The organism is Streptomyces sp. JLSY215 (assembly GCF_059682825.1).
The window spans coordinates 879680-902780 of sequence record NZ_CM185022.1; the positions used below are offsets into that span (position 1 = coordinate 879680).

Annotated in this window: 19 protein-coding genes; 11 read left to right on the forward strand and 8 right to left on the reverse strand. The window is 72.4% G+C overall.

All coding sequences use genetic code 11. From position 1 onward, the window contains the following. From AC5677_RS03825 to AC5677_RS03865, 9 genes are all read left to right on the forward strand, one after another. Complete coding sequence (locus AC5677_RS03825) at positions 1–666, forward strand: SRPBCC family protein (protein ID WP_497193584.1); 666 nt, start codon at positions 1–3, stop codon at positions 664–666. Then, positions 663–1328, forward strand: a complete 666-nt coding sequence (locus AC5677_RS03830; RefSeq protein ID WP_497193585.1) for an isochorismatase family protein — start codon at positions 663–665, stop codon at positions 1326–1328. The genes AC5677_RS03825 and AC5677_RS03830 overlap by 4 nt, the downstream gene beginning before the upstream one ends. Positions 1329–1360: 32 nt before the next feature. Beyond that, positions 1361–2209 (forward strand): alpha/beta fold hydrolase, encoded by an 849-nt coding sequence (locus tag AC5677_RS03835; RefSeq protein ID WP_497193586.1) that lies wholly within the window; start codon positions 1361–1363, stop codon positions 2207–2209. 59 nt (positions 2210–2268) lie between these two features. Beyond that, the gene (locus AC5677_RS03840) at positions 2269–2748 is read left to right on the forward strand and encodes a MarR family winged helix-turn-helix transcriptional regulator (RefSeq protein ID WP_497193587.1); all 480 of its coding nucleotides are present in this window, start codon (positions 2269–2271) and stop codon (positions 2746–2748) included. A 100-nt stretch (positions 2749–2848) separates the two neighbouring features. Continuing rightward, on the forward strand, positions 2849–3598 hold the full coding sequence (locus AC5677_RS03845; protein ID WP_497196498.1) for a maleate cis-trans isomerase family protein: 750 nt from the start codon (positions 2849–2851) through the stop codon (positions 3596–3598). A 371-nt stretch (positions 3599–3969) separates the two neighbouring features. After that, a complete protein-coding gene (locus AC5677_RS03850) occupies positions 3970–4542 on the forward strand; it encodes a hypothetical protein (protein ID WP_497193588.1) in 573 nt (190 codons plus the stop codon). Between the two features lie 192 nt (positions 4543–4734). Continuing rightward, complete coding sequence (locus AC5677_RS03855) at positions 4735–5496, forward strand: HAD family hydrolase (protein WP_497193589.1); 762 nt, start codon at positions 4735–4737, stop codon at positions 5494–5496. Continuing rightward, positions 5496–7979: a glycoside hydrolase family 65 protein gene (locus tag AC5677_RS03860; protein ID WP_497193590.1), complete on the forward strand. Its 2484-nt coding sequence runs from the start codon at positions 5496–5498 to the stop codon at positions 7977–7979. The genes AC5677_RS03855 and AC5677_RS03860 overlap by 1 nt, the downstream gene beginning before the upstream one ends. Positions 7980–8042: 63 nt before the next feature. Beyond that, positions 8043–8552 (forward strand): mycothiol transferase, encoded by a 510-nt coding sequence (locus AC5677_RS03865; protein WP_497193591.1) that lies wholly within the window; start codon positions 8043–8045, stop codon positions 8550–8552. 12 nt (positions 8553–8564) lie between these two features. Here the strand turns inward: AC5677_RS03865 and AC5677_RS03870 are convergent, their stop codons facing one another. After that, positions 8565–9581 (reverse strand): LacI family DNA-binding transcriptional regulator, encoded by a 1017-nt coding sequence (locus AC5677_RS03870; protein ID WP_497193592.1) that lies wholly within the window; start codon positions 9579–9581, stop codon positions 8565–8567. Positions 9582–9834: 253 nt separating this feature from the next. On the opposite strand from AC5677_RS03870, the gene uriH reads away from it, so the two are divergent. Next, on the forward strand, positions 9835–10782 hold the full coding sequence (gene uriH, locus AC5677_RS03875) for a uridine-preferring nucleoside hydrolase UriH (protein WP_497193593.1): 948 nt from the start codon (positions 9835–9837) through the stop codon (positions 10780–10782). Then, the gene (gene uriT, locus AC5677_RS03880) at positions 10779–12239 is read left to right on the forward strand and encodes a uridine transporter UriT (protein ID WP_497193594.1); all 1461 of its coding nucleotides are present in this window, start codon (positions 10779–10781) and stop codon (positions 12237–12239) included. Before uriH ends, uriT begins: the two co-directional genes overlap by 4 nt. A gap of 53 nt (positions 12240–12292) precedes the next feature. On the opposite strand, the gene argG is transcribed toward uriT, so the two are convergent. The 7 genes from argG to AC5677_RS03915 all read right to left on the reverse strand — a co-directional run bounded on the left by argG (position 12293) and on the right by AC5677_RS03915 (position 22629). Further along, complete coding sequence (gene argG, locus AC5677_RS03885) at positions 12293–13738, reverse strand: argininosuccinate synthase (RefSeq protein ID WP_497193595.1); 1446 nt, start codon at positions 13736–13738, stop codon at positions 12293–12295. A gap of 1191 nt (positions 13739–14929) precedes the next feature. Beyond that, complete coding sequence (locus AC5677_RS03890) at positions 14930–16108, reverse strand: DUF2306 domain-containing protein (protein ID WP_497193596.1); 1179 nt, start codon at positions 16106–16108, stop codon at positions 14930–14932. Between the two features lie 104 nt (positions 16109–16212). Next, on the reverse strand, positions 16213–16728 hold the full coding sequence (locus AC5677_RS03895; protein WP_497193597.1) for a helix-turn-helix transcriptional regulator: 516 nt from the start codon (positions 16726–16728) through the stop codon (positions 16213–16215). A 49-nt stretch (positions 16729–16777) separates the two neighbouring features. Further along, positions 16778–17938: an aromatic ring-hydroxylating oxygenase subunit alpha gene (locus AC5677_RS03900; protein WP_497196499.1), complete on the reverse strand. Its 1161-nt coding sequence runs from the start codon at positions 17936–17938 to the stop codon at positions 16778–16780. Between the two features lie 25 nt (positions 17939–17963). After that, on the reverse strand, positions 17964–19151 hold the full coding sequence (gene solA / locus AC5677_RS03905) for an N-methyl-L-tryptophan oxidase (protein ID WP_497193598.1): 1188 nt from the start codon (positions 19149–19151) through the stop codon (positions 17964–17966). Between the two features lie 58 nt (positions 19152–19209). Continuing rightward, positions 19210–21687, reverse strand: coding sequence for a GcvT family protein (locus tag AC5677_RS03910; protein ID WP_497193599.1), 2478 nt, complete (start codon positions 21685–21687; stop codon positions 19210–19212). Between the two features lie 198 nt (positions 21688–21885). After that, complete coding sequence (locus AC5677_RS03915) at positions 21886–22629, reverse strand: IclR family transcriptional regulator (RefSeq protein ID WP_497196500.1); 744 nt, start codon at positions 22627–22629, stop codon at positions 21886–21888. Positions 22630–23101 lie beyond the last annotated feature (472 nt).

Genomic DNA, 23101 nt, shown 5'->3' on the forward strand with positions numbered 1-23101 from the left:
ATGCAACTCACCCACACGGTGCCGGTGAAGGCCGCCCCGGACGAGGTGTTCGCCCTGATGAACGACGTACGGCGGGTGGCGTCCTGTATGCCGGGCGCGGCGCTGGACGGCCGGGACGGCGACTCCTGGCGGGGCAGGGTGACGGTGCGGGTCGGCCCGATCACCGCCGCCTACGCCGGCAGCGTCCGTTTCCTGGAGGCCGATGCCGCACGGCGGCGGCTGCGCGTACAGGCCCGCGGCGCCGATACGCACGGCAGCGGCGATGCGGAGGCGGAGGTGACGCTGACGGTGGCCGAGGCGCCGGAAGGCGCGCGGCTGGAGCTGTCGACGGACCTGGTCATCCGGGGCAAGCTCGCCCAGTTCGGCAAGGGCGCCATCGGTACGGTCTCGGACCGGATCCTGGAGCAGTTCGCGCGGAATCTGGGCGGACTGCTGGGGGCGGCGGAGCCGGCCGGGAGCACGCCGGCCCCGGCCCCGCGGGCGGCCGCACCCGCCGCCGCCCCCTCCCCCGCCCCGGAACTGGACGGCCTCGCGCTGCTCGCCGGCCCGGCCCTGGCCAAGTACGGCCCGCTCGCCGCCGCCTTCGCCTTCGGCGTGTTCGAGGGCTGGCTGCTCGGCCGCCTCCAGGGCCTGAGCCGACAGGTCAAGGAGGCCCGGCGCGCATGAGCACCAGCCAGTACGGAGCGGCCACCGACCGCACCTATGCCCGCGCCGGATTCGGCGCCCCGGTCCGCCGCGGCCGCCGCCCCGCGCTCGTCGTCGTCGACCTCACCCGCGGCTTCACCGAGGACCGCTTCCCGACCGGCGCGGACCTCACCGAAGTCGTCACCGCGACGGCCGAGTTGGCAACCGCGGCCAGGGGCGCCGGCGTGCCGGTCGTCTTCACCGCCATCGCCTACACCCCGGCGGAGGCGTCCGGCGACTGCCTCGCCTGGCTGCGCAAGGCGCCGGGTCTGCGCGCCCTGGTGGCGGGCAGCGAGGCGGTCACCCTGGACCCGCGGCTGCCGTACCACCCCTCGGCGGACCGCCTGGTGGTCAAGAAAGGCGCCTCGGCGTTCTTCGGCACCTCCCTCGCCGCCACCCTGACCGGTCTGGGCTGCGATACGGCGGTGATCTGCGGGGCGACCACCAGCGGCTGCGTACGGGCCACCGCGGTCGACGCCGTACAGTCCGGCTTCCCCGTCCTCGTCCCCCGGGCATGCGTCGGCGACCGCGCGCAGGGACCGCACGATGCGGCCCTCTTCGACATCCAGGCGAAGTACGGCGACGTCATCGACCAGGCCGAGGCCCTCGGCTGTCTCGCCTCGGCCGCACCCCGCCCCGCCTGACCGGCTCCCCGTTCCCCCTTCAGGAGGTTCTTGTGCCGCACGCCCCGCGGGCCCTGCCGCAGTCCGCCCTCGCAGATCTGGCCGACATCCCGGCCGTCGGCCGATGGGTCCGCTCCGGCACCGCCCGGCTGCACGTCCTGGACTACGGCGGCCGTGGCCCCGCCCTGGTGATCCTGCCGGGCATCACCAGCCCGGCCGTCGCCATGGACTTCGTCGCCCGTGAACTCACCGATCTGGTCCGCCCGTTGGTGCTCGACATCCGCGGCCGCGGGCTCTCGGACGGCGGTGGCGCCTACAGCCTGGAGGAGTACGCCGAGGACACCGAGGCCCTCGTGAACGGGCTCGGCCTGCGCCGGCCCCTGCTCTTCGGGCATTCCATGGGCGCGCGGATCGCCGCCGCGGTCGCGGCCCGCGGCAAGGCTGCCATCGGCGGCAGCGTGCTGGCGGATCCGCCGATGAGCGGTCCCGGCCGTGGGCCGTACCCGACCTCCCTGGAGGCCTTCCTCGGCCAGCTGACGCAGGCGGAGCGCGGTACGGACGCCGATGAGGTGGCGGTTTCCTGGCCCCGGTGGCCGCGCCGGGAACTGGAGTTGCGGGCCCGCTGGCTGTCCAGCTGCGAACGGCAGGCGATCATCGCCAGCCACCGCGGCTTCGAGACCGAGGACTTCTTCGCCTGGTGGCCGTCGGTCGCCGGCCCCACGGCCCTGCTGTACGGCGCGGACAGCCCCGTCGTGACGGCGGCCGGCGTGGCGCAGGCACGCGCCTTGCTGCCCTCCGCGTCCTTCGCCGCGGTCCCGGACGCCGGGCACATGATTTTCTGGGACAATCCGCCCGCTGCTCTGACGGCCCTACGAGAGGCGCTGCGCCCGATGCTTGGGTGATCGTCCGACCGTGGCGAAGCCGTCGGCGATGCCCCGTCACCCCGTGATTGAGTTGCCCCATGGCTGATGAGAGCGCTTCCTCCGACTTCGCGCCGGCGATTCCGCAGGCCCTGACCGCCGCGCCGGGCTATCAGGTGCGCCGTCTCTACCAGGCGTATCTCGCCATATGGGTCCGCGCGGTGGACACCACGCTCACGGGGCCGCAGTTCGCGGTGCTGACGGCCGTGGACGCGGACCCGGGGCGCGATCAGCGGTCGATGGCGTCGGCGGTGGCGCTGGACACGTCCACGATGGCCGATGTCGCCCGTCGGCTGGAGAACCGCGGCCTGCTGGAGCGGCGCAGCGACGCCACCGACGGCCGCCGCAAGCTGCTGCATCTGACCGACGAGGGCGAGCGGACCCTCCGCGAGGCCCACGACCGTGCCCGCCGCCTGGACGAGCGGCTCCTGCAGCCGTACGACGACGACCGGCGCGCGGACCTCATGCAGCTGCTCACATCCCTGGCCGACCACTGGGAGGGCCTGGCCGGGGACCACTGACCGCACCCGTCGTCCGCACGGGTGCCTCGTTCCCCCTTCCCGAGGAGAACCCGTGACCGACCGCCCCCTCAGCCTGCCCACCGACCACCACATCGGCCTGATGGTCCCCAGCTCCAACCTCACGATGGAGACCGAACTGCCGCGCATGCTCGCCGCGCGCGAGCGCGAGCGCCCCGGGGACCGCTTCCTCTTCCACAGCAGCCGGCTGCGGATGCAACACGTCACGCCCGAGCAGCTGCGCGGTATGAACGCCCAGGCCGAGCGGGCCGCCCTCGAACTGGCCGACGCCCGGCCCGAGGTCGTCGCCTCCGCCTGCCTGGTCGCCATCATGGCGCAGGGCCCCGGTCACCACTGCACCGCCGAGGCCGAGATCGCCGCCGCGCTCCGCAGCCAGGGCGCGCAGGCCCCGGTGGTCTCCAGCGCGGGCGCGCTGCTGGACGGCATCGCCGCGCTCGGCGCCCGCCGTATCGCCGTCGTCACGCCGTACATGAAGGAGCTGACGTCGCTGGTCGTCGACTACATCGAGGACGCGGGGGTGGAGGTGGTCGACGCGCTGAGCCTGGAGGTCCCGGACAACCTGGCGGTCGCCCGTCTCGACCCCGCCGCCCTCCGCGACCACTGGAAGCGGCTCGACCTGCGCCGGGCCGATGCGGTGGTCCTCTCGGCCTGTGTGCAGATGCCCTCGCTCGCCGCGGTCCAGCCGGTCGAGGACGCCGCGGGTCTGCCGGTGCTGTCGGCGGCCACCGCCACGACCTATCGCATCCTGCAGGAACTCGGGCTGGAGCCCTACGTCCCGGGGGCGGGGCGGCTGCTGAGCGGGCGGATCCCGGCTCCGGACGGCGGGCGCTGATCGCCCGCCGCCGGCTCGCCCGCGCCCCGCGCCGTGGGCGAACTGGCCACCGGACGAAGTGAGTTGAGGTCACGACGCGCCCGGGAAAGGGAATTCCGCGGCGCCCATAGTAAGGCTCTGCGGAATGCCGTGCGCGAGAATTCGTCAGCCGCTCCCGGCATATTCGCGGACCGGAATCCGTCCTACGCGGCGGACCGTCCGCACTCACACCGCCCGCACACCGAAAGGGCCCTGGCGCATTCCCGTCCACCCCTCCCTGTGGCGGTTTCGCGCCCTCCCTCCGGGGACTTTACCGGCCATAGCATTTTCTCCGGCTCGGAGACATCGCGCTCCGGGCGGCCGTCGTTGCATTGGCCTTAAGGAGGCCTCCCTTGCACGTCCGCACCATCCGCAAACTCATCGCCACCGCACTCGCCGCCACCGCCCTGGCCACGGTCGCGCTCAGCGCACCCGCGCAGGCCGCAGCCGCCCCGGCCATCAGGGCGGTCCCCGTCGGACACCCGGTGCTGGCCGTCAGTCAGGTCACCGGCAACTACCTGCTCCCGGACGATACGAAGGGAAATGTGGGCACCTACCTTCAGGTTTATCCGAGCGAGCAGCCGACCTGGAACAACAAGTGGCAGTTCGATGTGGTCGCGACCTCCGACGGCCGGCCCGTGTATCAGCTCAGGAGTTCTCCCGGCGGGGCCTGCGCGACGGACGAAAACGGTGCCGACAGCATTTCGTATCTGCGGGTCTGCAGCCGGGGAAACAAGGACCAGTGGTGGCTTCTCAAGCCCGTTCCGGGCACCGATCCCCAGAATCCGGATTACGGCATCGTGTCCTACGTGCACGAGGATCTGGCCCTGACCGCCCGCAGTGAGGGCGACAACTACGTCGACCTGAAGAAGATGTGGGGCGGGCGCCCCTCGGCGCGGCAGGGCTGGCACTTCTACCCGGCGTAACCACCCCGGTCCCCTTCGCTTCGCCCCGCCGGCCCTCGCCGACGGGGCGAAGCGCTGACGGCGAGGGCCCGACGAGGCGGCGCCGCGGCCGGGCCTCCTGCGCGGGCGCGCCCGGCGCGAAGTCGTGGTGCCATGGAGGGAAGGCCCGGACCGGAGCCCGCCGAGGAGGCCCTGACGAAGGGATGCGTCATCATGAGCGGCGCGCCGTCCCTGGCCGCGTGCCTGCGTGCGCTGCGGGCCGTGGTCTTCGACACGGACGGGGTGATCACGGACTCCGTCCCGGTGCACACGGCGGCCTGGCAGGGCGCCTTCGACGCCTGCCTGACGGCCGTCGGCGGGCAGCGCCCGTTCGACCCCGTGGACGAATATCTGCGCTATGTCGACGGGCGTTCCCGGCAGGACGGGGCGGCGGCGTTCCTCGTCTCCCGGGGAGTGCGGCTGCCGCTCGGGGAGCCGGACGATGCACCGGGCACGGACACCGTGTGGGCGGTCGCGGCCCGTAAGGACGAGCTGTTCCGGGCCGGTCTGCGGGCGGCGGGTGTCACCGCCTGGCCCGGCACGGTGCGGCTGTTGCGGGTGCTGCGGCAAGAGCGGATGGCGTGTGCCGCCGCCTCGGCCTCCCGGCATGCGACCGAGCTGCTGTCGGCGGCGGGCGTACTCGGGCTCCTGGAGGTCGTGGTGGACGGGAACGAGGCGCATCGGCTGGGGCTGCCGGGCAAACCGGATCCGGCGCTGTTCGTGGAGGCGGCCCGGCGGCTGGGCGTCCCGGCCCGCGAGACCGCCGTGGTGGAGGACGCACCGGCCGGTGTCATGGCCGGCCGGCGCGGCGGCTTCGGCCTCGTGGTGGGCGTGGACCGGACGGGCGGCTGGACCGGCGCGGCCGAGCTGCGCCACAGCGGCGCGGATCTGGTCGTGACCGACCCGGGCGAACTCCTGACCTCCGGGGAGGACTGATGGAATCGGGCTGGACCTGGTCGTATCACGGCTATGACCCGCAGGCGGAGCGGCTGCGCGAAACGCTGTGCGCGCTCGGCAACGGCTACTTCGTCACGCGGGGCGCGGCGACCGAGACGTCCGCCGGCCCCCTGCACTATCCCGGCACCTACGCGGCGGGCTGCTACAACCGGCTGACCTCCACGGTGGCGGGGCGGCAGGTCGAGAACGAAGACATGGTCAACCTCCCGAACTGGCTTCCGCTGCGCTACCGCATCCACCCCTCGGACGCGCCCCCGGGGCCGTGGCTCTCCCCGGACCATCCGCAGCTGACGGAGCATCGCCAGACGCTGGACCTGCGGCACGGCACGCTGACGCGCTGGTCGACGTACGAGGACGGGGACGGACGGCGGCTACGGGTGAAGCAGACCCGCCTCGTCCACATGGGAGACCCGCATCTGGCCGCGCTGCGCACGTTGTTCACCGCCGACGGCTGGTCGGGCGAGGTCGAGGTGGTGGCGGGCATCGACGGCGATGTACGCAACACCGGTGTGGCGCGCTACCGGGATCTGGCCAGCCGGCATCTCGGGGGCTGGGACACCGGATCCGAGCTCGATGACGGGACCCGGGACGACGGCGAGACCGGGCCCGGCGGCGGATGCGGGGAGGCCGACACGGTGTGGCTGAGCTGCCGCACCGTCGACTCGGACGTCCGGATCGCGCTGGCGGCCCGGATCGAGGTGGGCCCGGGGCAGGGTGCGCCGCCGAGGGCGACCGAGCGCACCGTGCGGCGGGTCTGCCAGCGGCTGCGGCTGCCCATCCTGGGGACCGGGTCGACCGCGGTCGTCGACAAGACCGTGGCGCTGCACACCTCGCGCGACCCGGCGATCGGCAGCCCGCTGCGCGCGGCCATCGACGGGGCGCTCGAGGCCCCGGACTTCCCCCGGCTGCTGGCCTCGCACCGCGCCGCCTGGGAGCACCTGTGGCAGCGGGCGGAGCTGGAGGTGCCAGGGGAGGCGGGCGAGATCCTGCGGCTGCATCTGTTCCATGTGCTGCAGACGCTGTCCCCGCACACCGCCGAGCTGGACGTCGGCGTTCCGGCGCGCGGGCTGCACGGTGAGGCGTACCGCGGGCACGTCTTCTGGGACGAGCTGTTCGTGCTGCCGTTCCTGAACCTGCATCTGCCGGAGGTCTCCCGGGCGCTGCTCGACTACCGCCACCGCCGGCTGCCCGCGGCCTTCCGGGCGGCGCAGGAGGCGGGCCGGGCGGGCGCGATGTACCCGTGGCAGAGCGGCAGCGACGGCCGCGAGGAGACCCAGCAGCTGCATCTGAACCCGCGCTCGGGGCACTGGCTGCCCGATCATTCGCGGCTGCAGCACCATGTCGGCTCGGCGGTCGCGTACAACGTCTGGCAGTACTGCCAGGCCAGCGGCGATACGGAGTTCCTGTACGGCCACGGCGCGGAAATGCTGCTGGGGATCGCCCGCTTCTGGGCGGACAGTGCGGCCTGGGACCCGGCCATCGGGCGGTACCGCATCCGTGGGGTCGTCGGGCCGGACGAGTACCACGACGCCTACCCGGGCGCGATGGAACCGGGGTTGGACGACAACGCGTACACCAATGTCACCGCCGCGTGGGTGCTGATGCGGGCGCTCGACCTCTGCCGCGCGCTCCCCGAGACGTGCCACTGGGAGCTGGGCGACCGCAGTCACCTGGGCGACGAGGAACTGGCGCGCTGGGACGACATCGCACACCGGTTGTATGTGCCGTACCACCAGGGCGTCATCAGCCAGTTCGCCGGGTACCCGGATCTGGCGGAGCTCGACTGGGCGGAGTACCGCAAGCGATACGGCGACATCCGGCGGCTGGACCGGATCCTGGAGGCGGAGGGCGACACCGTCAACCGCTATCAGGCCTCCAAGCAGGCCGATGTGCTGATGCTCGGCTACCTCTTCTCACCGGCCGAACTCTCCGAGATCTTCGGGCAGTTGGGCTACGCCCTCGACGACGACATCTGGCGCCGCACCGTCGAGTACTACCTCGCCCGGACGAGCCATGGCTCGACGCTGAGCGCCCTGGTCCACGCCTGGGTGCTGGCGCGGGTACGGCACGACGACGCCTGGTCGTACTGCGAGGAGGCGCTGACCGGCGATGTCGCGGACCTCCAGGGCGGCACCACCACCGAGGGCATCCATCTGGGGGCGATGGCGGGCACCTTGGACCTCGTCCAGCGCGGTATGACCGGCCTGGAGACCCGCGACGGTGCGCTGTGGCTGGCGCCGGCGCCGCTCCCGCAGCTCTCGAAGTTCGCGGTACGGATCCGCTATCGGCGGCACTGGGACATCGGCCTGGCGCTGCGGGCGGAGCGGGTGCGGGTCGCCGTACCGGACGGGGGCAACGGGCCGGTGCGGGTGCGGCTCGGCGGGCAGACGTTCACGGTCGTCCCCGGGGCGACCAGGTGGCTGGGCCTGCCGGCGTCCTCCCACGTCGGCCCGAGCCCCTGAAATCCCGGCCCGATCAGACCCCGGCCCGGCCGGCCCCCCGACCCCAGGAGAAAGGAGCCCGCCATGAGCGCCAGTACGGACCTCCTCATCGATGCCTTCGGACGCATCCAGGAGACCGTCGACGACGTGCTCTCCGGACTCGGCACCGGCGAACTCAGCGCCCGGCTCGACGAGGAAGCCAATTCCATCGGCTGGCTCGTCTGGCACCTCACCCGCATCCAGGACGACCACATCGCCGATGCGGCCGGTACCGACCAGATATGGACCTCACAGGGGTGGTACGAGCGGTTCGCCCTGCCGTTCGCGGACGCCGACACCGGGTTCGGCCACTCCCCCGAGGACGTCGCGGCGGTGCGGGACGTGAGCCGGCAGCTGCTGAACGGCTACCACGGGGCCGTGCACGACAACACGGTCCGGTATCTCAAGGAGCTGCACGTCAAGGACCTGGAGCGGATCGTCGACGACGGCTGGGCACCACCGGTCACCCTGGGGGTGCGGCTGGTGAGCGTGATCGCCGATGATCTCCAGCACGTGGGGCAGGCCGCGTTCATCCGTGGTGTGCTGCGACGGTAGGCGACGGGGGCGTCACCCCGGCACTGCGCCGGGCTCCGCCGCGGGGCTGGAGGCGCGGACCACCAGTTCCGGTGCGAGCCGTACCGCGCGGCGCGAGCCGGTTCCGCCGGGCGGGCGGACGAGCAACCGGGTGGCCTCGGCGGCGAGTTCGCCGACGGGCTGGCGGACGGTGGTCAGGGCCGGGTCCGCGAGGCCGGCCAGGGGGATGTCGTCGAAGCCGGTGACCGCGACCTCCCCGGGAACGTCCGCGCCGAGCTGGCGCAGCCGTTGCAGCGCGCCGACGGCGATGAGGTCGTTGGCGCAGACGAAGGCGTCCGGGCGGGACGGCCAGATGCGGTCGACGGCGGCGCGGCCCCACTCGACCGAGAAGTCGCCGAGTTCGACGCGACCGGGGGCCTGCGGGTCCAGCGCCGCGGCCCCGCTCTCGTACGCCACCCGGCGTTCGACGGCCGCCGACGCGGTCCCGGCCGCGCCCACGAAACAGGGACGGCGGCGGCCCGTGGCGGCCAGATGGTCCAGGACGAGGGCCATACCGGCGGCGTTGTCGACGGCGACCGAATCGGCGACGCCGGGGCCGCAGCCGCGGTCGAGCAGCACCAGCGGCACCCGGGTCGCCGCGTCCGCCACCGCGTCCCGGCTGCGGCGCTCATCGACGGGTATCAGCAGCAGGGCGTCGACCTGACGGTCCAGGAGGGCGCCGATCCGGGCCGCTTCGGTCAGCGGGTCGTCGTCGCAGTCGGCGAGCAGTACGGCGCGGCCCTCGGCGTGCAGGGCGTGCTCCAACTCCCGGACGAGGGACGGGAAGAAGGGGTTGGTGATCTGCGGCAGGACGAGGCCGACGGTGCCGGTGGAGCGGCTGCGCAGGGCGCGGGCGACCTGGTTGGGGCGGTATCCGAGGCGTTCGGCGGCCTCCCGTACCGTGCGGGCGGTCTCGGCGCCGACCGGGCGGGTGCCGGCCAGGACCCGGGAGACGGTGGCGATGGAGCAGCCCGACGCACGCGCGACGTCCTTCAAGGTCACTTCGGCCACGTGGGTGCGCCCCTTAGCGCTCGGGCGCGAGGGCGCTCGGTCATGGTGGCGGCAAACGTTATCACCGGCCCTGCACCGCGTCCCTACCAGGGAGTAGCAGGTCACATGCCTCACACTTCGTTGACATCGGCGCGCGTGATGAGCGACATTCCCGGAGAACGTTTTCCCGCGGTAGCAGCCTCCTGCGGCGCTCCGAAGAGACTTCACCGCGCACCACCCTCCCGCAGAGCAGCAGAGCAAAGGGGCTCCTCCGTTGGCCAGAAAGATCATTCTCGACTGCGACCCGGGGCATGACGACGCGGTCGCCATGCTCCTGGCGCATGGCAATCCCGACGTCGAGCTGGTCGCGGTGACCACCGTGGTCGGGAACGCGACGGTCGAGAAGGTGACCCGCAACGCCCTGTCCGTGGCACGCATCGCCGGGATCACCGGCGTCCCGTTCGCGGCCGGCTGCCCGCGTCCGCTCGTACGGGACATCGAGACGGCGCCCGAGGTGCACGGCGATTCCGGTCTGGACGGGCCGGAGCTGCCCGAGCCGGCCTTCGAGCTGGACCCCCGGCACGCCGTCGACCTGATCATCGACACCGTCATGGCGCATGAGCCGGGCGAGATCACCATCGTCCCGACGGCCGGTCTGACCAACATCGCGATGGCCGTGCGCAAGGAACCGCGGATCGCGGAGCGGGTGCGCGAGGTCGTGCTGATGGGCGGCGGCTACCACGAGGGCAACTGGAGCGCGGTCGCCGAGTTCAACATCAAGATCGACCCCGAGGCCGCCCATATCGTCTTCAACGAGAAGTGGCCGGTCACCATGGTCGGCCTGGACCTCACCCACCAGGCGCTGGCCACCCCCGACGTCGAGGCGAAGATCGCCGCCGTCGGCACCAAGCCCGCCCGGTTCGTCCTGGAGCTGCTGGACTTCTTCCGCGAGGCCTACCGGGAGAACCAGGGTTTCGACCACCCGCCGGTGCACGACCCCTGCGCGGTCGCGTATGTCATCGACCCGGACGTGATGACCGTCCGCAAGGCCCCGGTGAACATCGAGCTGCGCGGCGAACTGACCCTCGGCATGACCGTGGCGGACTTCCGCGCGCCCGCCCCCGCCGACTGCACCACGCAGGTCGCGGTCAAGCTGGACCACGAGCGGTTCTGGAACCTCGTGGTGGACGCGCTCGAGCGGATCGGTGACGTAGCGGCATGAGAACCACCAGTACTACCCGTACCACCAGCACCACGGAGATACGTCCGCCCGCCGCGCCGCAGGGATCCGGTGTCCGCATCGGCGTCCTGGTCACGGCGTTGCTGGCGGCCTGTTTCGCGTTCCAGCTCAATGCGAGCATGCTCAGCCCGGCGCTCAAGAGCATCCAGGACACCCTCGGCGCAAGCTCGGCGGAGATCGGCCTCACCCAGACCGCGTTCTTCACCTCGGCCGCGCTGTTCTCCCTCTTCCTGCCCCGGCTGGGCGATGTCATCGGCCGCCGCAAGGTACTGGCCGGCATGCTCGGCCTGATGGTCATCGGCTGTGTGGTCGCGGCGCTCGCGACCAGCGTGCCGATGCTCTTCGTCGGCCGCATCATCCAGGGAGTGTCCGGTCCGGTCGTCCCGCTGTGTCTGATCATGCTGCGGGTCGAGGTGCGGGAGCCGAAGCGGTACGGCACCCTGCTGGGCGTGATCACCGCCGTCAACGGCGGCATCGCCGGTGTCGACTCCCTCGCCGGCGGCTACCTCGCCGACCGGCACGGCTTCCAGTCGGTCTTCTGGGCGATGGCGGTGGTCGCGGCCGTGGCCACGGTCCTGATCGCCACCCTGACGCCCGAGACCAAGGCGCCCACCGCGACCCGGATGGACTGGCCCGGAGTCGCCTTCCTCGTCGTCTCCATCGGCTCCCTGCTGACCGCGCTGAACGAGGCCGGCAAGCTCGCCGCCGCGAACTGGCCGCTGATCGCCGTGCTCGTCGTGGTCGCCGCGGCCGCTTTCGCCGCCTTCTGGCGCACCGAGAACCGCAGCGGCCACCCGCTGGTCGCCACCCGGCACCTCAAGCAGCGCGCCACCTGGGCGACCCTGCTGACCACCGTGCTCACCATGACCGGCGTCTTCGCCGTCATGAACGGGCTGATCCCGGCGTTCGCCCAGGACGCCCAGGCCGGACTCGGCATGAGCGCCGAACAGTCCGCCTGGTGGACGCTGACCCCCTACGCCCTCGCGGGCCTCGCGATGGGCCCGGTCGCCGGGCGTCTCGCCGCGACCTTCGGGTATGGCCGGATCCTGCGGCTCGGCCTCATCGGCGCGGTGGCGACCGTCGTCCTGATGCTCCTCACCCTCGGCAGCCACTCGCACATCCTGCTGCTGGCGGCTTCGCTCCTGGTGGGCATCACCTACGCGGGCGTGGCGAACATCGTCCTCAACGGGCTGGGCATCGTCCTGTCCCCCAGCGAGAACCCGGGCTTCCTGCCCGGCCTCAACGCGGGTGCCTTCAACCTCGGCGCGGGCCTGAGCTTCGCCCTGCTGTACGCGGTCATGACCGCCTGTGCGCCCGCGGACCCCTCATCGCACGCCGGGTACGCCGCCGGCATGATCGCGGGCGTCGTCATCCTGGCCCTCGCCATCGCGACGTCGTTCCTGATCCCGAAGCCGGTCGCGGCGGAGGCACAGGACTGACCCGGACCGCCGCCGCGCGCGAGCGCGGCGGCGGCTCCTGAGGGTTTCCCCGATCAGTCGGTGCCGGACTCCATCGCGGCACGGTCGAGGGCCTCGTCCTCGCTGGAGACCTCACCACGGGAGGCGATGGCCTGGGCGCCGCCCTCGGGCAGGGTGCCGATGAGGCCGGTGGCGGCGGCCTGCGCGGCGCCGACCGCCGAGCCACCGGAGCCGAGCAGGCCGAGGCCCGCGTACTGCTCCAGCTTGGCGCGGGAGTCGGCGATGTCGAGGTTGCGCATGGTCAGCTGGCCGATCCGGTCGACCGGGCCGAACGCGGAGTCCTCGGTGCGCTCCATGGACAGTTTGTCCGGGTGGTAGCTGAACGCCGGGCCGGTCGTGTCGAGGATCGAGTAGTCCTCGCCGCGCCGCAGCCGCAGGGTGACCTCGCCGGTGATGGCGGCGCCGACCCAGCGCTGGAGCGACTCGCGGATCATCAGGGCCTGCGGGTCCAGCCAGCGGCCCTCGTACATCAGACGGCCGAGACGCCGGCCCTCCGCGTGGTACTGGGCGAGGGTGTCCTCGTTGTGGATCGCGTTCACGAGCCGCTCGTAGGCGGCGTGCAGGAGGGCCATGCCCGGGGCCTCGTAGATGCCGCGGCTCTTGGCCTCGATGATCCGGTTCTCGATCTGGTCGGACATGCCGAGGCCGTGCCGGCCACCGATCGCGTTGGCCTCCATCACCAGGTCGACCGCGGAGGCGAACTCCTTGCCGTTGATGGTGACCGGGCGGCCCTGCTCGAAGCCGATGGTGACGTCCTCGGTGGGGATCTCCACCGAGGGGTCCCAGAACTTGACGCCCATGATCGGCTCGACGGTCTCCAGCGACACGTCCAGGTGCTCAAGGGTCTTGGCCTCGTGCGTGGCGCCCCAGATGTTGGCGTCGGTGGAGTACGCCTTCTCGGTGCTGTCGCGGTAGGGCAGGTCGTGGGCGAGCAGCCACTCCGACATTTCCTTGCGGCCGCCGAGCTCGGAGACGAAGTCCGCGTCGAGCCACGGCTTGTAGATCCGCAGGTGCGGGTTGGCGAGCAGGCCGTAGCGGTAGAACCGCTCGATGTCATTGCCCTTGAACGTCGAGCCGTCGCCCCAGATCTGCACGTCGTCCTCGAGCATCGCCCGGACCAGCAGGGTGCCGGTGACCGCACGGCCGAGTGGCGTCGTGTTGAAGTAGGAGCGTCCCCCCGAGCGGATGTGGAACGCGCCGCAGGTGAGCGCGGCCAGCCCCTCCTCGACCAGCGCCGCGCGGCAGTCGACCAGGCGCGCGATCTCGGCGCCGTACGCCGAGGCGCGGCCGGGCACCGACGCGATGTCGGGCTCGTCGTACTGGCCGATGTCGGCGGTGTAGGTGCACGGAACGGCACCCTTGTCGCGCATCCACGCGACCGCGACGGAGGTGTCGAGGCCGCCGGAGAAGGCGATGCCGACGCGCTCGCCGGTGGGCAGGGAGGTAAGAACCTTAGACATAGGAAGAGTATGCGCCATTACGCATGATCATGCAATGTGCGTGAGGTCGCGCGTCGCGATACGAGCCGACGGCCGGTCACGCCGGCCGGCAGCGGCCCGCCGAGCAGAGTGATCAGGGACAGGCCGGGGCCGGACATCCAGTTGACCTCCGCGGCACGGGCGCCCAGCACCACGGCGGCGCCGATCGCAACGCCGTGGAGGGCGAGGCGCGCCGGACGGAGCCGTCCTCGGCCAGTGCGCCGAGAACGCCGAGGCCGAGCGCGAGTCCCCGGACCCCGAGCGCCTCCGAGTCGGGACGGGCGACGGTCCAGGGGACGAAATCGGCCCAGACCCGGAAGGGCCGGCAGTTCCGCGCCGATACCCGGCCCTGCCGATCCGAGCACGGCCAGGAACGGCTTCGACCAGCCCGGCAGCGGCGCGGCCGGGTCCCCAGAGGCCGGGCGGGCATCAGGTACTGCCGGACGAGACCACCGACCGCGCACACGACGAGCGGTCCGAGCACAGAGTCCCGGGCCAGCGGCGCCGGGCGCGGGAGGTCGAGACGGTCGCTGTCACGGCGCTGCGCGAGCGGATCGGCGATCTCCGGGGGCGTCGTCGGCGAGACGGATCCGTACCGGGCGGCGGATGGGCTGACGAACGGGGCCGAGGGAGCCTCCGTTCGTGTGGGACTCCGGGCCCGGTGGGGGCGGGTGTGGAGCGGGGTGCGTTGGTGCCGCGGGGGGGGGCCGGAGGGGACGCACGGGTGTCCGTCCTCGGGCCGGGCGCTTCTGGTCCGTAGGAAGGGCGGCCCCCCGTTCGCTCCGGTCCCTGCGGGCGGACACCCGTACATCCCCTCCGGCCTACGTGTCCCGTCTGCCGCCCGGTGGCACTGCCCGTCCCGGCCCAGGGAGACGACGGGTACGCCGCATCGCATCGCATCGTGTCGCCTCGCCCCGTGCCTTGCCGTGCCGCATCGCGTCGCGTCGCCTCGGGCCGTGCCGTGCCGTGGTGTGGTGTGACGGTGATCGGTACGGCGGGACGGTCGCCCGCGTCGGTCGCCGGAGGGGATGTCCCGTAACCCGCCCGCAGGGACCGGAGCGGACGCCGGGGTTCCTGTGTCCGGGACCAGAAGCGCCCGGCCCGAGGACGGGTTACGGGGCGTCCCCTCCGGCCCCACCCACCAAGCCACGGCGAACCGACCCGCACCCACGGCTAGGCGACCGGCGACGGATCCCGGCGTGGGCCGCGCGCGGCGGCCAGGCGCTCCCTCTTGACCCGCTCACGGCCGTGCATGGCGCGCAGACTGACCACGGTGGTCGCCGCGAACGCCAGCACCCCGCAACCGATGGCGACTCCGGCGGACAGCGCCGTGTGCGGGTCGAGACCCGGATAGCGCTCGAACAGCAACCCGGCGGCGACCGAGAGCACCGGCGCCAGGCACAAGGCGGCCAGATGCAGACGCCACTCCTCGCGCGCCCAGCTCCTTCCCTCCCGCCCCGCGCGCCGCTGGCGGACCAGCATGACGGCGTAGGTCGCGCCGTACGGGATCAGATAGGCAAGCAGCAGGCGCCGCCCCTCGGCGCCCCATTCCAGGTAGGACTTGGCGATCCAGACCAGCGCGACCGCGCCGACGAGATGCACCGCGGCCAGCACCGGCAGCGGCACCCACGTCCCGGTCACCCCGGGAACGGTGGCGCGCTTGTCCATCGTGCGGGAGGCGGCCAACGCACCGAACGCGACCACGGATCCGAGGTGCATGATCGCGACGCGGTTGATGTCCTCCATGGACAGACCGGGAAGGATCCACGGGAGCGCGCCCCACTCAAGGCGCAGCAGCGGGGCGGTCATCAGGAAGCCGTAGCACAGCAGCATCCACCGCTGGTGCAGGTCGGGGAGCTTGCCGACGGCAGCGAAGATCCCGTACGTCACGCTCAGCACGGTGCCGACCAGGATGGTGGCGAGCACGATCCAGAACGCCGCCCCGCTGAACGCATCGCCCGGTGCGGTGCGCACCAGATAGATCGCGGCGCCCGCCATCGAGACATACACCGTCAGCGCGAACACCACGCCCATGGCACGGTGCAGCCGGATGCGCCGCCGCACCGCCGAGAGCAGCTGGACCGGCCCGAGCAGCATCAGCGCACCGCCCAGAACCGAATGGACGATCATCGCCACCAGGCTGCGGCCGTACGGCCCGATGCGGGTCGCGAGGGCGTCGGCGACGTAGTGCGGCGAGACCGCGCGGGCGAGGAGCCACTCCCCGAACGCCGGTGCGCCGCGCTGCGCGTACGGCCACAGCTCGGTCATCGCGATCGGCGCGTAGCCCACACAGACGACCACCACGGCGATCGTGGCCACGCGGCGCCAGGCGACCCTCCTCGGACGGTTCACGGCGACTCCCTCGATCGCGGCCCCATGGCCCTCGATAGTCCTTTCTGGACTATCGAGAAGGTAAGGGGGGACCGTCGCCGTGGTCAACGGTCACCGCGGCGTCCTCACGCGCCGCGCCGCTCCACCCACTGCCAGAAATCGACCATCATCCGCTCGTAGCGGATCCCGAATTCGAGCGCCTCGCGCTGTCCCCGCGTCAGCAAGTCGCCCACGCTCTCCGCGAGTTCCTCGTAGCCGGCGAGCGTGCCGTGGTGCTCGGCGAGCTGCACCGGGGCGAGCACCTCCGGCCGGGACCCGAACCACAGTTTGAGGATGCCGCGCTCGCGCGCCTCGACCGGGACGAAGGCCGGGTCGGCGAGCCATTCCTCCAGGGCCGCCTTGCCCTCCGCGGTCAGCTTCATCAGCCGCCGGTTCCGCCCGCCCGTCTGGCGGGCCTCCGACAGCAGGCCCGCCGCCACGAGGCGGTCGCACTGCGCGTACACCTGCGCATGCGGCATCGACCAGAACGGCGCCACCGTGCGGGCGGCCTCGACCTTCACGTCGTAGGGACTGGCCTCCCCCAGCTTGTCGATGATGCCCAGCACGAGGAACGACGGTGTGGTCAACCGGGAGTCAGCCATGCCGCGACCGTATCGCGACCGCCGGCACCGGCCCCCGCCTGCACCGTTCTCAGCCCAGGCGCTCGGTGACCCAGCGGTGGAAGGCCCCGATGTGGTGCTCGCTGGGGACGAGCACACCGCCGTCCCGGTAGGCACGGGAGTCCATGGCCGGCTGGGTGCGCTCGCAGGCGTCGAAGTCCTGGGTGTTGACCCGGTGGAAGAGTTCGACCGAGCGGGAGACGTCCGCTCCGGATCCGACGACCTCCGGCAGATACAGCCAGTCGCATTCGACGACGGTGCGGTCGGCGGCCATCGGGAACATCCGGTGGACGATGACGTGGTCGGGAACGAGGTTGACGAAGACCTGCGGCCGGACGGTGATCGCGTAGTAGCGGCGGTCCTGGCCGTCCTCGATACCGGGCAGCCGGCCGAAGCCCGCGCCGCCGTCCACCGTGAACCCCTGCGCCTGAGGCGCGAACTCGGCGCCGTGGCCGACGTAGTACTGGGCGGCGAAACCGTCCGCGAACTCCGGGAGCACATCGGTCAGTTCGGGGTGGATGGTGGCGCAGTGGTAGCACTCCATGAAGTTCTCGACAATGAGCTTCCAGTTGGCCCGGACGTCGTAGGTCAGACGCTTGCCCAGGGCGAGCCCTTCGGTGCGGTAGCGGTCGAGGGCGGCCGGGTCGCCCAGCCGCTCGACGGCCGCGCCGATCACCGTCTCCTCGAAGGACGGCGGTTCGTCGGCCAGGCACACCCAGGCGTAGCCGAGCCATTCGCGGAGCGCGACGGCGACCAGGCCGCGCTCGGTACGGTCGATGTCCGGCATCTTCTGCAGATTGGGGGCGGCCACCAGGCGGCCGTCCAGGTCGTAGGTCCAGGCGTGGTAGGGGCATTGCAGATTGCGGCGGACCTCGCCCGACTCCTCGGTGCACAGCTGCGCGCCACGGTGCCGGCAGATGTTGAGGAAGGCGCGCAGCTCGCCGGCGCGGTTACGGGTGATCAGGACGCTCTCCCGGCCGATGCGTACGGTACGGAACGCCCCGGGCTTTTCCAGGTCGGCGCCGCGCACCGCGCAGAACCACAGGCGCTCGAAGATCTTCTCCTGCTCCTGACGGAAGATCCCGGGGTCGGTGTAGTAGTGGCCGGCGAGGGTGGCGATCAGGCTCGGGGCGGGGGCAGGGGGCGCGGTCGGAGACGCGGTCGGGGCGGACGTCGTGGCCTGCGTCGTCATGGATGGGGTCGTCATGGTGCCCTCCTCAAGCGGGCGCGGCGGCGGGCCGGCCAGGGGTCTCCCCGGCGAAGCGGCGGGAAGGGTCGAACAGCTCGATGGGGTGCGCGGTGGCGCCGGTCAGCGCCAGATCGGCGACGATCTCGCCGACCACCGGGACGAACTTGAATCCGTGGCCGGAGAAGCCGCAGGCGACGGTGACCGTCTCCGGGTGCGCCGGGTGCCGGGTGATCACGAAGTGTTCGTCGGGGGTGTTGGAGTACATGCAGGTGGCGGCCTTGAGGAAGCGGCCGGGGAGGGTGGGGATCCGGGTGCGGACCTGGTCGGCCATGGCGCGCACCTCGTGGTCGTGGACGGTGCGTTCGATGGTCTCGGGGGTGCAGACGGTGCCCTTGCGGAAGAACGCGACCTTGGCTCCGCCGCCGGGGCCGTCGATCGACGGGAAGCCGTAGATCTGGACGCCTCGCGCGTCCTCCCAGATGTAGATCGGATGCCGCTCGGGGACGAACGGCGCGGTGCCGCCCTCGGGTCCGAACCAGTACATGATCTGCCGCTCGATGGTGAACGGCACCCCGAGGTCGGTCAGCAGCCGCGGCGCCCAGGCTCCTGGGCAGATCACCAACTGCCCGGCGGTATAGGTGTTTTCGGGGGTGTGGACGCGGACGCCGGAGCCGCCCGGCAGTTCCTCCCAGCGGGTGACCGGCTCCTCGAAGTGCAGCTCGGCGCCGTCCCGGGTGGCGAGCTGGACATGGGCGGCGACGGTGTACTCGGGACGCACCAGCCCGGCCCGCGCCTCGTACAGCGCGACCTCGTCGTCCGCCGGGGTGAGGGTGGGGAAGCGCCGGCGGATCTCCTTCGCGTCCAGCATCTCGTGCGGGAGGTCCCACTGCCGGGCGGACCGCAGACTGCCGCTGACGGTACGGCTGTCGGGGCGGCCGACCATCACCCCGCCGCACAGCGTGGCGACCTCGCGGCCGGAGTCCCGCTCCAGCTTGTCGTAGAGCTCGTACGAGCGCAGGAGCAGCGGTACGTAGGCGGGATCCTCGAAGTAGGACTGGCGGGTGATGCGCGAACCGCCGTGGCTGGAGCCGCGGTTGTGCACCGGGCCGAACTTCTCCAGGCCCAGGACGCGGGCGCCGCGGGCGGCGAGGTGGTGGGCGGCGGCGCTGCCCATGCCACCGAGGCCGAGGACGATGACGTCGTACGAGGGGGACAATGTCGCCTCCTGGCGTGTCGGGCGGGGAAGGGCCCGGTGAGATGGGGAGGGCCGGGCCCTAGCGGCGGATGCGGGTCATCTTCGGGTCGAAGAGCGGCTCGTCGGCGACGGTTGCCGGGACCTTCCGGCCGAAGTACTCGATGCCCACGCCGGTGCCGGTGGCGAGCGGCGGCAGCCAGGCATAGGCGACGCACCGGCCCAGCGTGTAGCCGTAGGCGGCGCTGGTCACATAACCGGCCGGGGCTCCGTCGACATGGACGGGCTCCTTGCCCAGGACGTTGGCGGCGGGGTCGTCGAGGAGGAGCGCGGTGAGCTTGCGGGCGGGGGGTGCGTCCGTGTCGAGGGCGGCGCGGCCGACGAAGTCCTTGTCCCGGCGGACGGCGAAGCCGAGTCCCGCCTCGTACGGGTGGTGCTCGGCGGTCATGTCGGTGCCCCAGGCGCGGTAGCCCTTCTCCAGGCGCAGGCTGTTGAAGGCGCTGCGCCCGGCCGCGATCGCGCCGTGCGCGCGGCCCGCTTCCCACAGCGTGTCCCAGAGCCGCAGCCCCAGGTCGGCGGTGGTGTACAGCTCCCAGCCCAGCTCGCCGACGTAGCTCAGCCGCAGCGCCGTCACCGGCACATGGCCGAGGTAGGTCTGCTTGGCGCGGAAGTAGCCGAAGCCCTCGTGCGAGAAGTCGTCGCGGGTCAGCGGCTGGACGAGCTCGCGGGCGAGCGGCCCCCAGACGCCGATGCAGCAGGTGCCGGAGGTGATGTCCTTGATGTGGACTCCCCCGCTCTCGGCGTCGCTCGACCGGAAGGGGTCCCCATCGGGCGCGTGCCGCAGCAACCAGTCCAGGTCGGCCGGGGAGTTGGCGCCGACCTGGAAGCGGTCGGGGCCGAGGCGGGCGACGGTGAGGTCGGAGCGGATGCCGCCCGCGTCGTCCAGGAGCAGCGTGTAGGTGACCGCGCCGGGCTTCTTGCGCAGGTTGTTGGTGGTCATCCGGTCCAGGAAGTCCAGCGCCCCCGGTCCGGTGACCTCCAGCCTGCGCAGCGGGGTCATGTCGTACAGGGCGACCCTTTCCCGGGTGGCCCTGGCCTCGGCCGCGGCGATCGGCGACCAGTGGCGGGCGGACCAGGCGTCCCGCTCGGGGAGCGGGAGCCCTTCGGCGAGCGGGGCGTTGGCCTCGTACCAGTGCGGGCGCTCCCAGCCGCCGGCCTCCAGGAAGTACGCGCCCAGCTCCTGCTGTCGGGCGTAGAAGGGGCTGGTGCGCAGCGGCCTGGGCCGCTCCATCGGCTGGAGCGGGTGGATGACGTCGTACACCTCGATGAAGTTCTGGGCGCCGCGGTCGGCGATGTACGCGGGTGAGCGCTGGGCGTCCTCGAAGCGGGCGAGGTCGCACTCGTGGACGTCGAGGGCGGGCCGGCCGTCCGTCATCCACTCGGCGACGGCCTTGGCGACGCCCGCGGAGTGGGTGACCCAGACCGCCTCGGCCAGCCAGAATCCGCGCAGTTCGCGGGATTCGCCGAGGACCGGCATGCCGTCGGGGGTGAAGGAGAAGACGCCGTTGAAGCCCTCGGCCACCCGGGATGCGCCCAGGGCGGGGAGCAGACCGATGCTGTCCTGCCAGCTCGGCGCGAAGTCGTCCTCGGTGAAGGGCAGCGACGACGGCATGACGGGAGCTTCGTCGAAGGCGGGCACGGCGTGGGGGTCGACGGGCATCGGGCGGTGGGCGTAGGAGCCGATGCCGATGCGGTCGGTGTGCTCACGGAAGTACAGATCGCGGTCCTGGAAGCGCAGGATCGGCCGGCTCGCCTCGGTGCGGGGGTCGTTGACGCCCGCGAGTTCGGGCAGCGGCTCGGTCTTGGCGTACTGGTGGGCGAGCGGCAGCAGGGGGACGTCCACTCCGGCCATCGCGCCGATCACCGGGCCCCAGAAGCCGGCGGCCGTCACGACATGGTCGGCGGGGAAGGTGCCCCGGTCGGTGACGACTCCGGTGACGTGGCCGTCCGCCCGCTCGATGCCGGTGACGGTGTGCCGCTCCAGGAAGCGGGCGCCGCGGCGCTCGGCCCGGATCATCTGGGCGCGGCAGGCGAGCAGGGCGCGGGCCAGGCCGTCGTCCGGGGTGTGGAAGCCGCCGTGGAGCGCGGTCTCGTCCAGCATCGGCCACAGCCGCTTGCACTGCCGCGGGGTGAGCAGTTCGCCGCGTACGCCCCAGGAGGCGGCGAGCCCGGCCTTGCGGTGCAGATCGGCCCAGCGGGCTTCGGTGGTGGCGATTTCCAGGCCGCCGACGGGGTGGAAGCAGGGCAGGCCGTCGACGTCGAGGGAGCCGAACTTCCGGACGGTGTAGGCGGCGAACTCGGTCATGGTCTTGGACGGGCTGGTCTGGAAGACCAGGCCGGGGGCGTGTGAGGTGGAGCCGCCGGGCGCCGGGAGCGGGCCCTGTTCGAGGACGGTGACATCGGTCCAGCCGCGGGCGGTGAGCTCGTCGGCGAGCGAGCAGCCGACGATGCCGGCGCCGATGACCACCACACGGGAACTGTTTGCGGGCGTACGGGACATGGCCCTCCTCCTGCCAACCCAGTGTTGCGCACTGCACGACTGGTTGCGCGATGAGAGACATCGTGGGAGTCCCGCCTCGGCAGCGTCAAGAGGCCCGGTGCGGCTCTTCGTCAGGGGCCGGTGACAGCCGGGTACACGCATGCGGGGCCGGATCGCCGCTCCGGCCCCGCATGCGCATCGGCAACCTCCGTCACCCGCTCACCATGCGCACCCCATCCGCCGCGACAGCTCCCGGGCGGCGGCGACGGTGCGCTTGATCACCTCCGCGAGCCGCTCCTCGGCCAGCCGGTACGCGGGCGCCGAGGCGCTGATCGCCCCGACGACCGCGCCGCCGCGCGCCCGTACCGGCGCGGCCACCGCCCGCAGCCCGAGCTCCAGCTCCTCGATCGCCACCGCGAATCCCCGCTCGGCCACCTCACCCAGCTCGCGGCGCAACGCGGCCGCCGAGACGACCGTCCGCTCGGTGCACGGAGCCAATACGCCGTCCAGGACGGCCCGTTGGTACGGCTCCGGCTGGTGGGCGAGCAGCACCTTGCCGCTGGAGGTGGCATGCAGCGGGGTGCGCCGGCCGAGCCAGTTCTGCGCGGTGACCGATGCCGGGCCGCGCGCCTGCAGGATGTTGACGGCGGCGTCGCTGTCCAGCACCGCGATATTGACCGTCTCGCCCAGCTCGTCGGCGAGGCCCCGGCAGACCGCCGCGCCCTCCCGTGAGATGTCCAGCCGCACGGCGGCCGCGCCGGCCAGCCGCAACACCCCCGCGCCGAGGTAGTACTTGCCGCGCTCCGGCTCCTGCGCCACCAGCCCCCGGTTCTCCAGCACACCGAGCAGCCGGAACGCGGTCGACTTGTGCACGCCCAGCTCGTCGGCGACCTCGGTCACCCCGGCCTCGCCGTGCCGGGCGAGGATCTCCAGGACGGTGACCGCCCGGTCGACCGACCGCACCGCGCTGACCGGCCCTTTCGGCGGCTTCTCCGCGGTCCGCCACACCGTTGTCGCCGCCCCCGCCGGATCCGTGCCACCGTGCGCCGCCGGTTCCCCGGCCGGGTCCGCCGCCGTGCCCGCTGTGGTGTCCGTCATCTGCCCGCAGCCACCGCCCGGCGCGCCGGTCGCCGGGCCGCGTTGCCGGGGACCGCTTGACGCACCGCTCCCCCATCGGGATTCTGTTGCGCATAACGCTCCACCATGCGCACCGCGAAACGCTTCTCCGCCGAAGAGGCCGACCGGCCCGAACGGACCAAACAGGCCGAACAGCAACTGGGGGGTCGTGTGATTCCCGTCTGCCGCATCGATTTCGCTCCTCCGATCGCCGTCCGTCACGCCGACGGAGAGCCGTACGCCATCGACGACACCCGCCGCCACCAGCGCGCCGCACGCTCCGGCGACCGGCTGAAGGGGTGTCCGGTCGGCTGCCCGT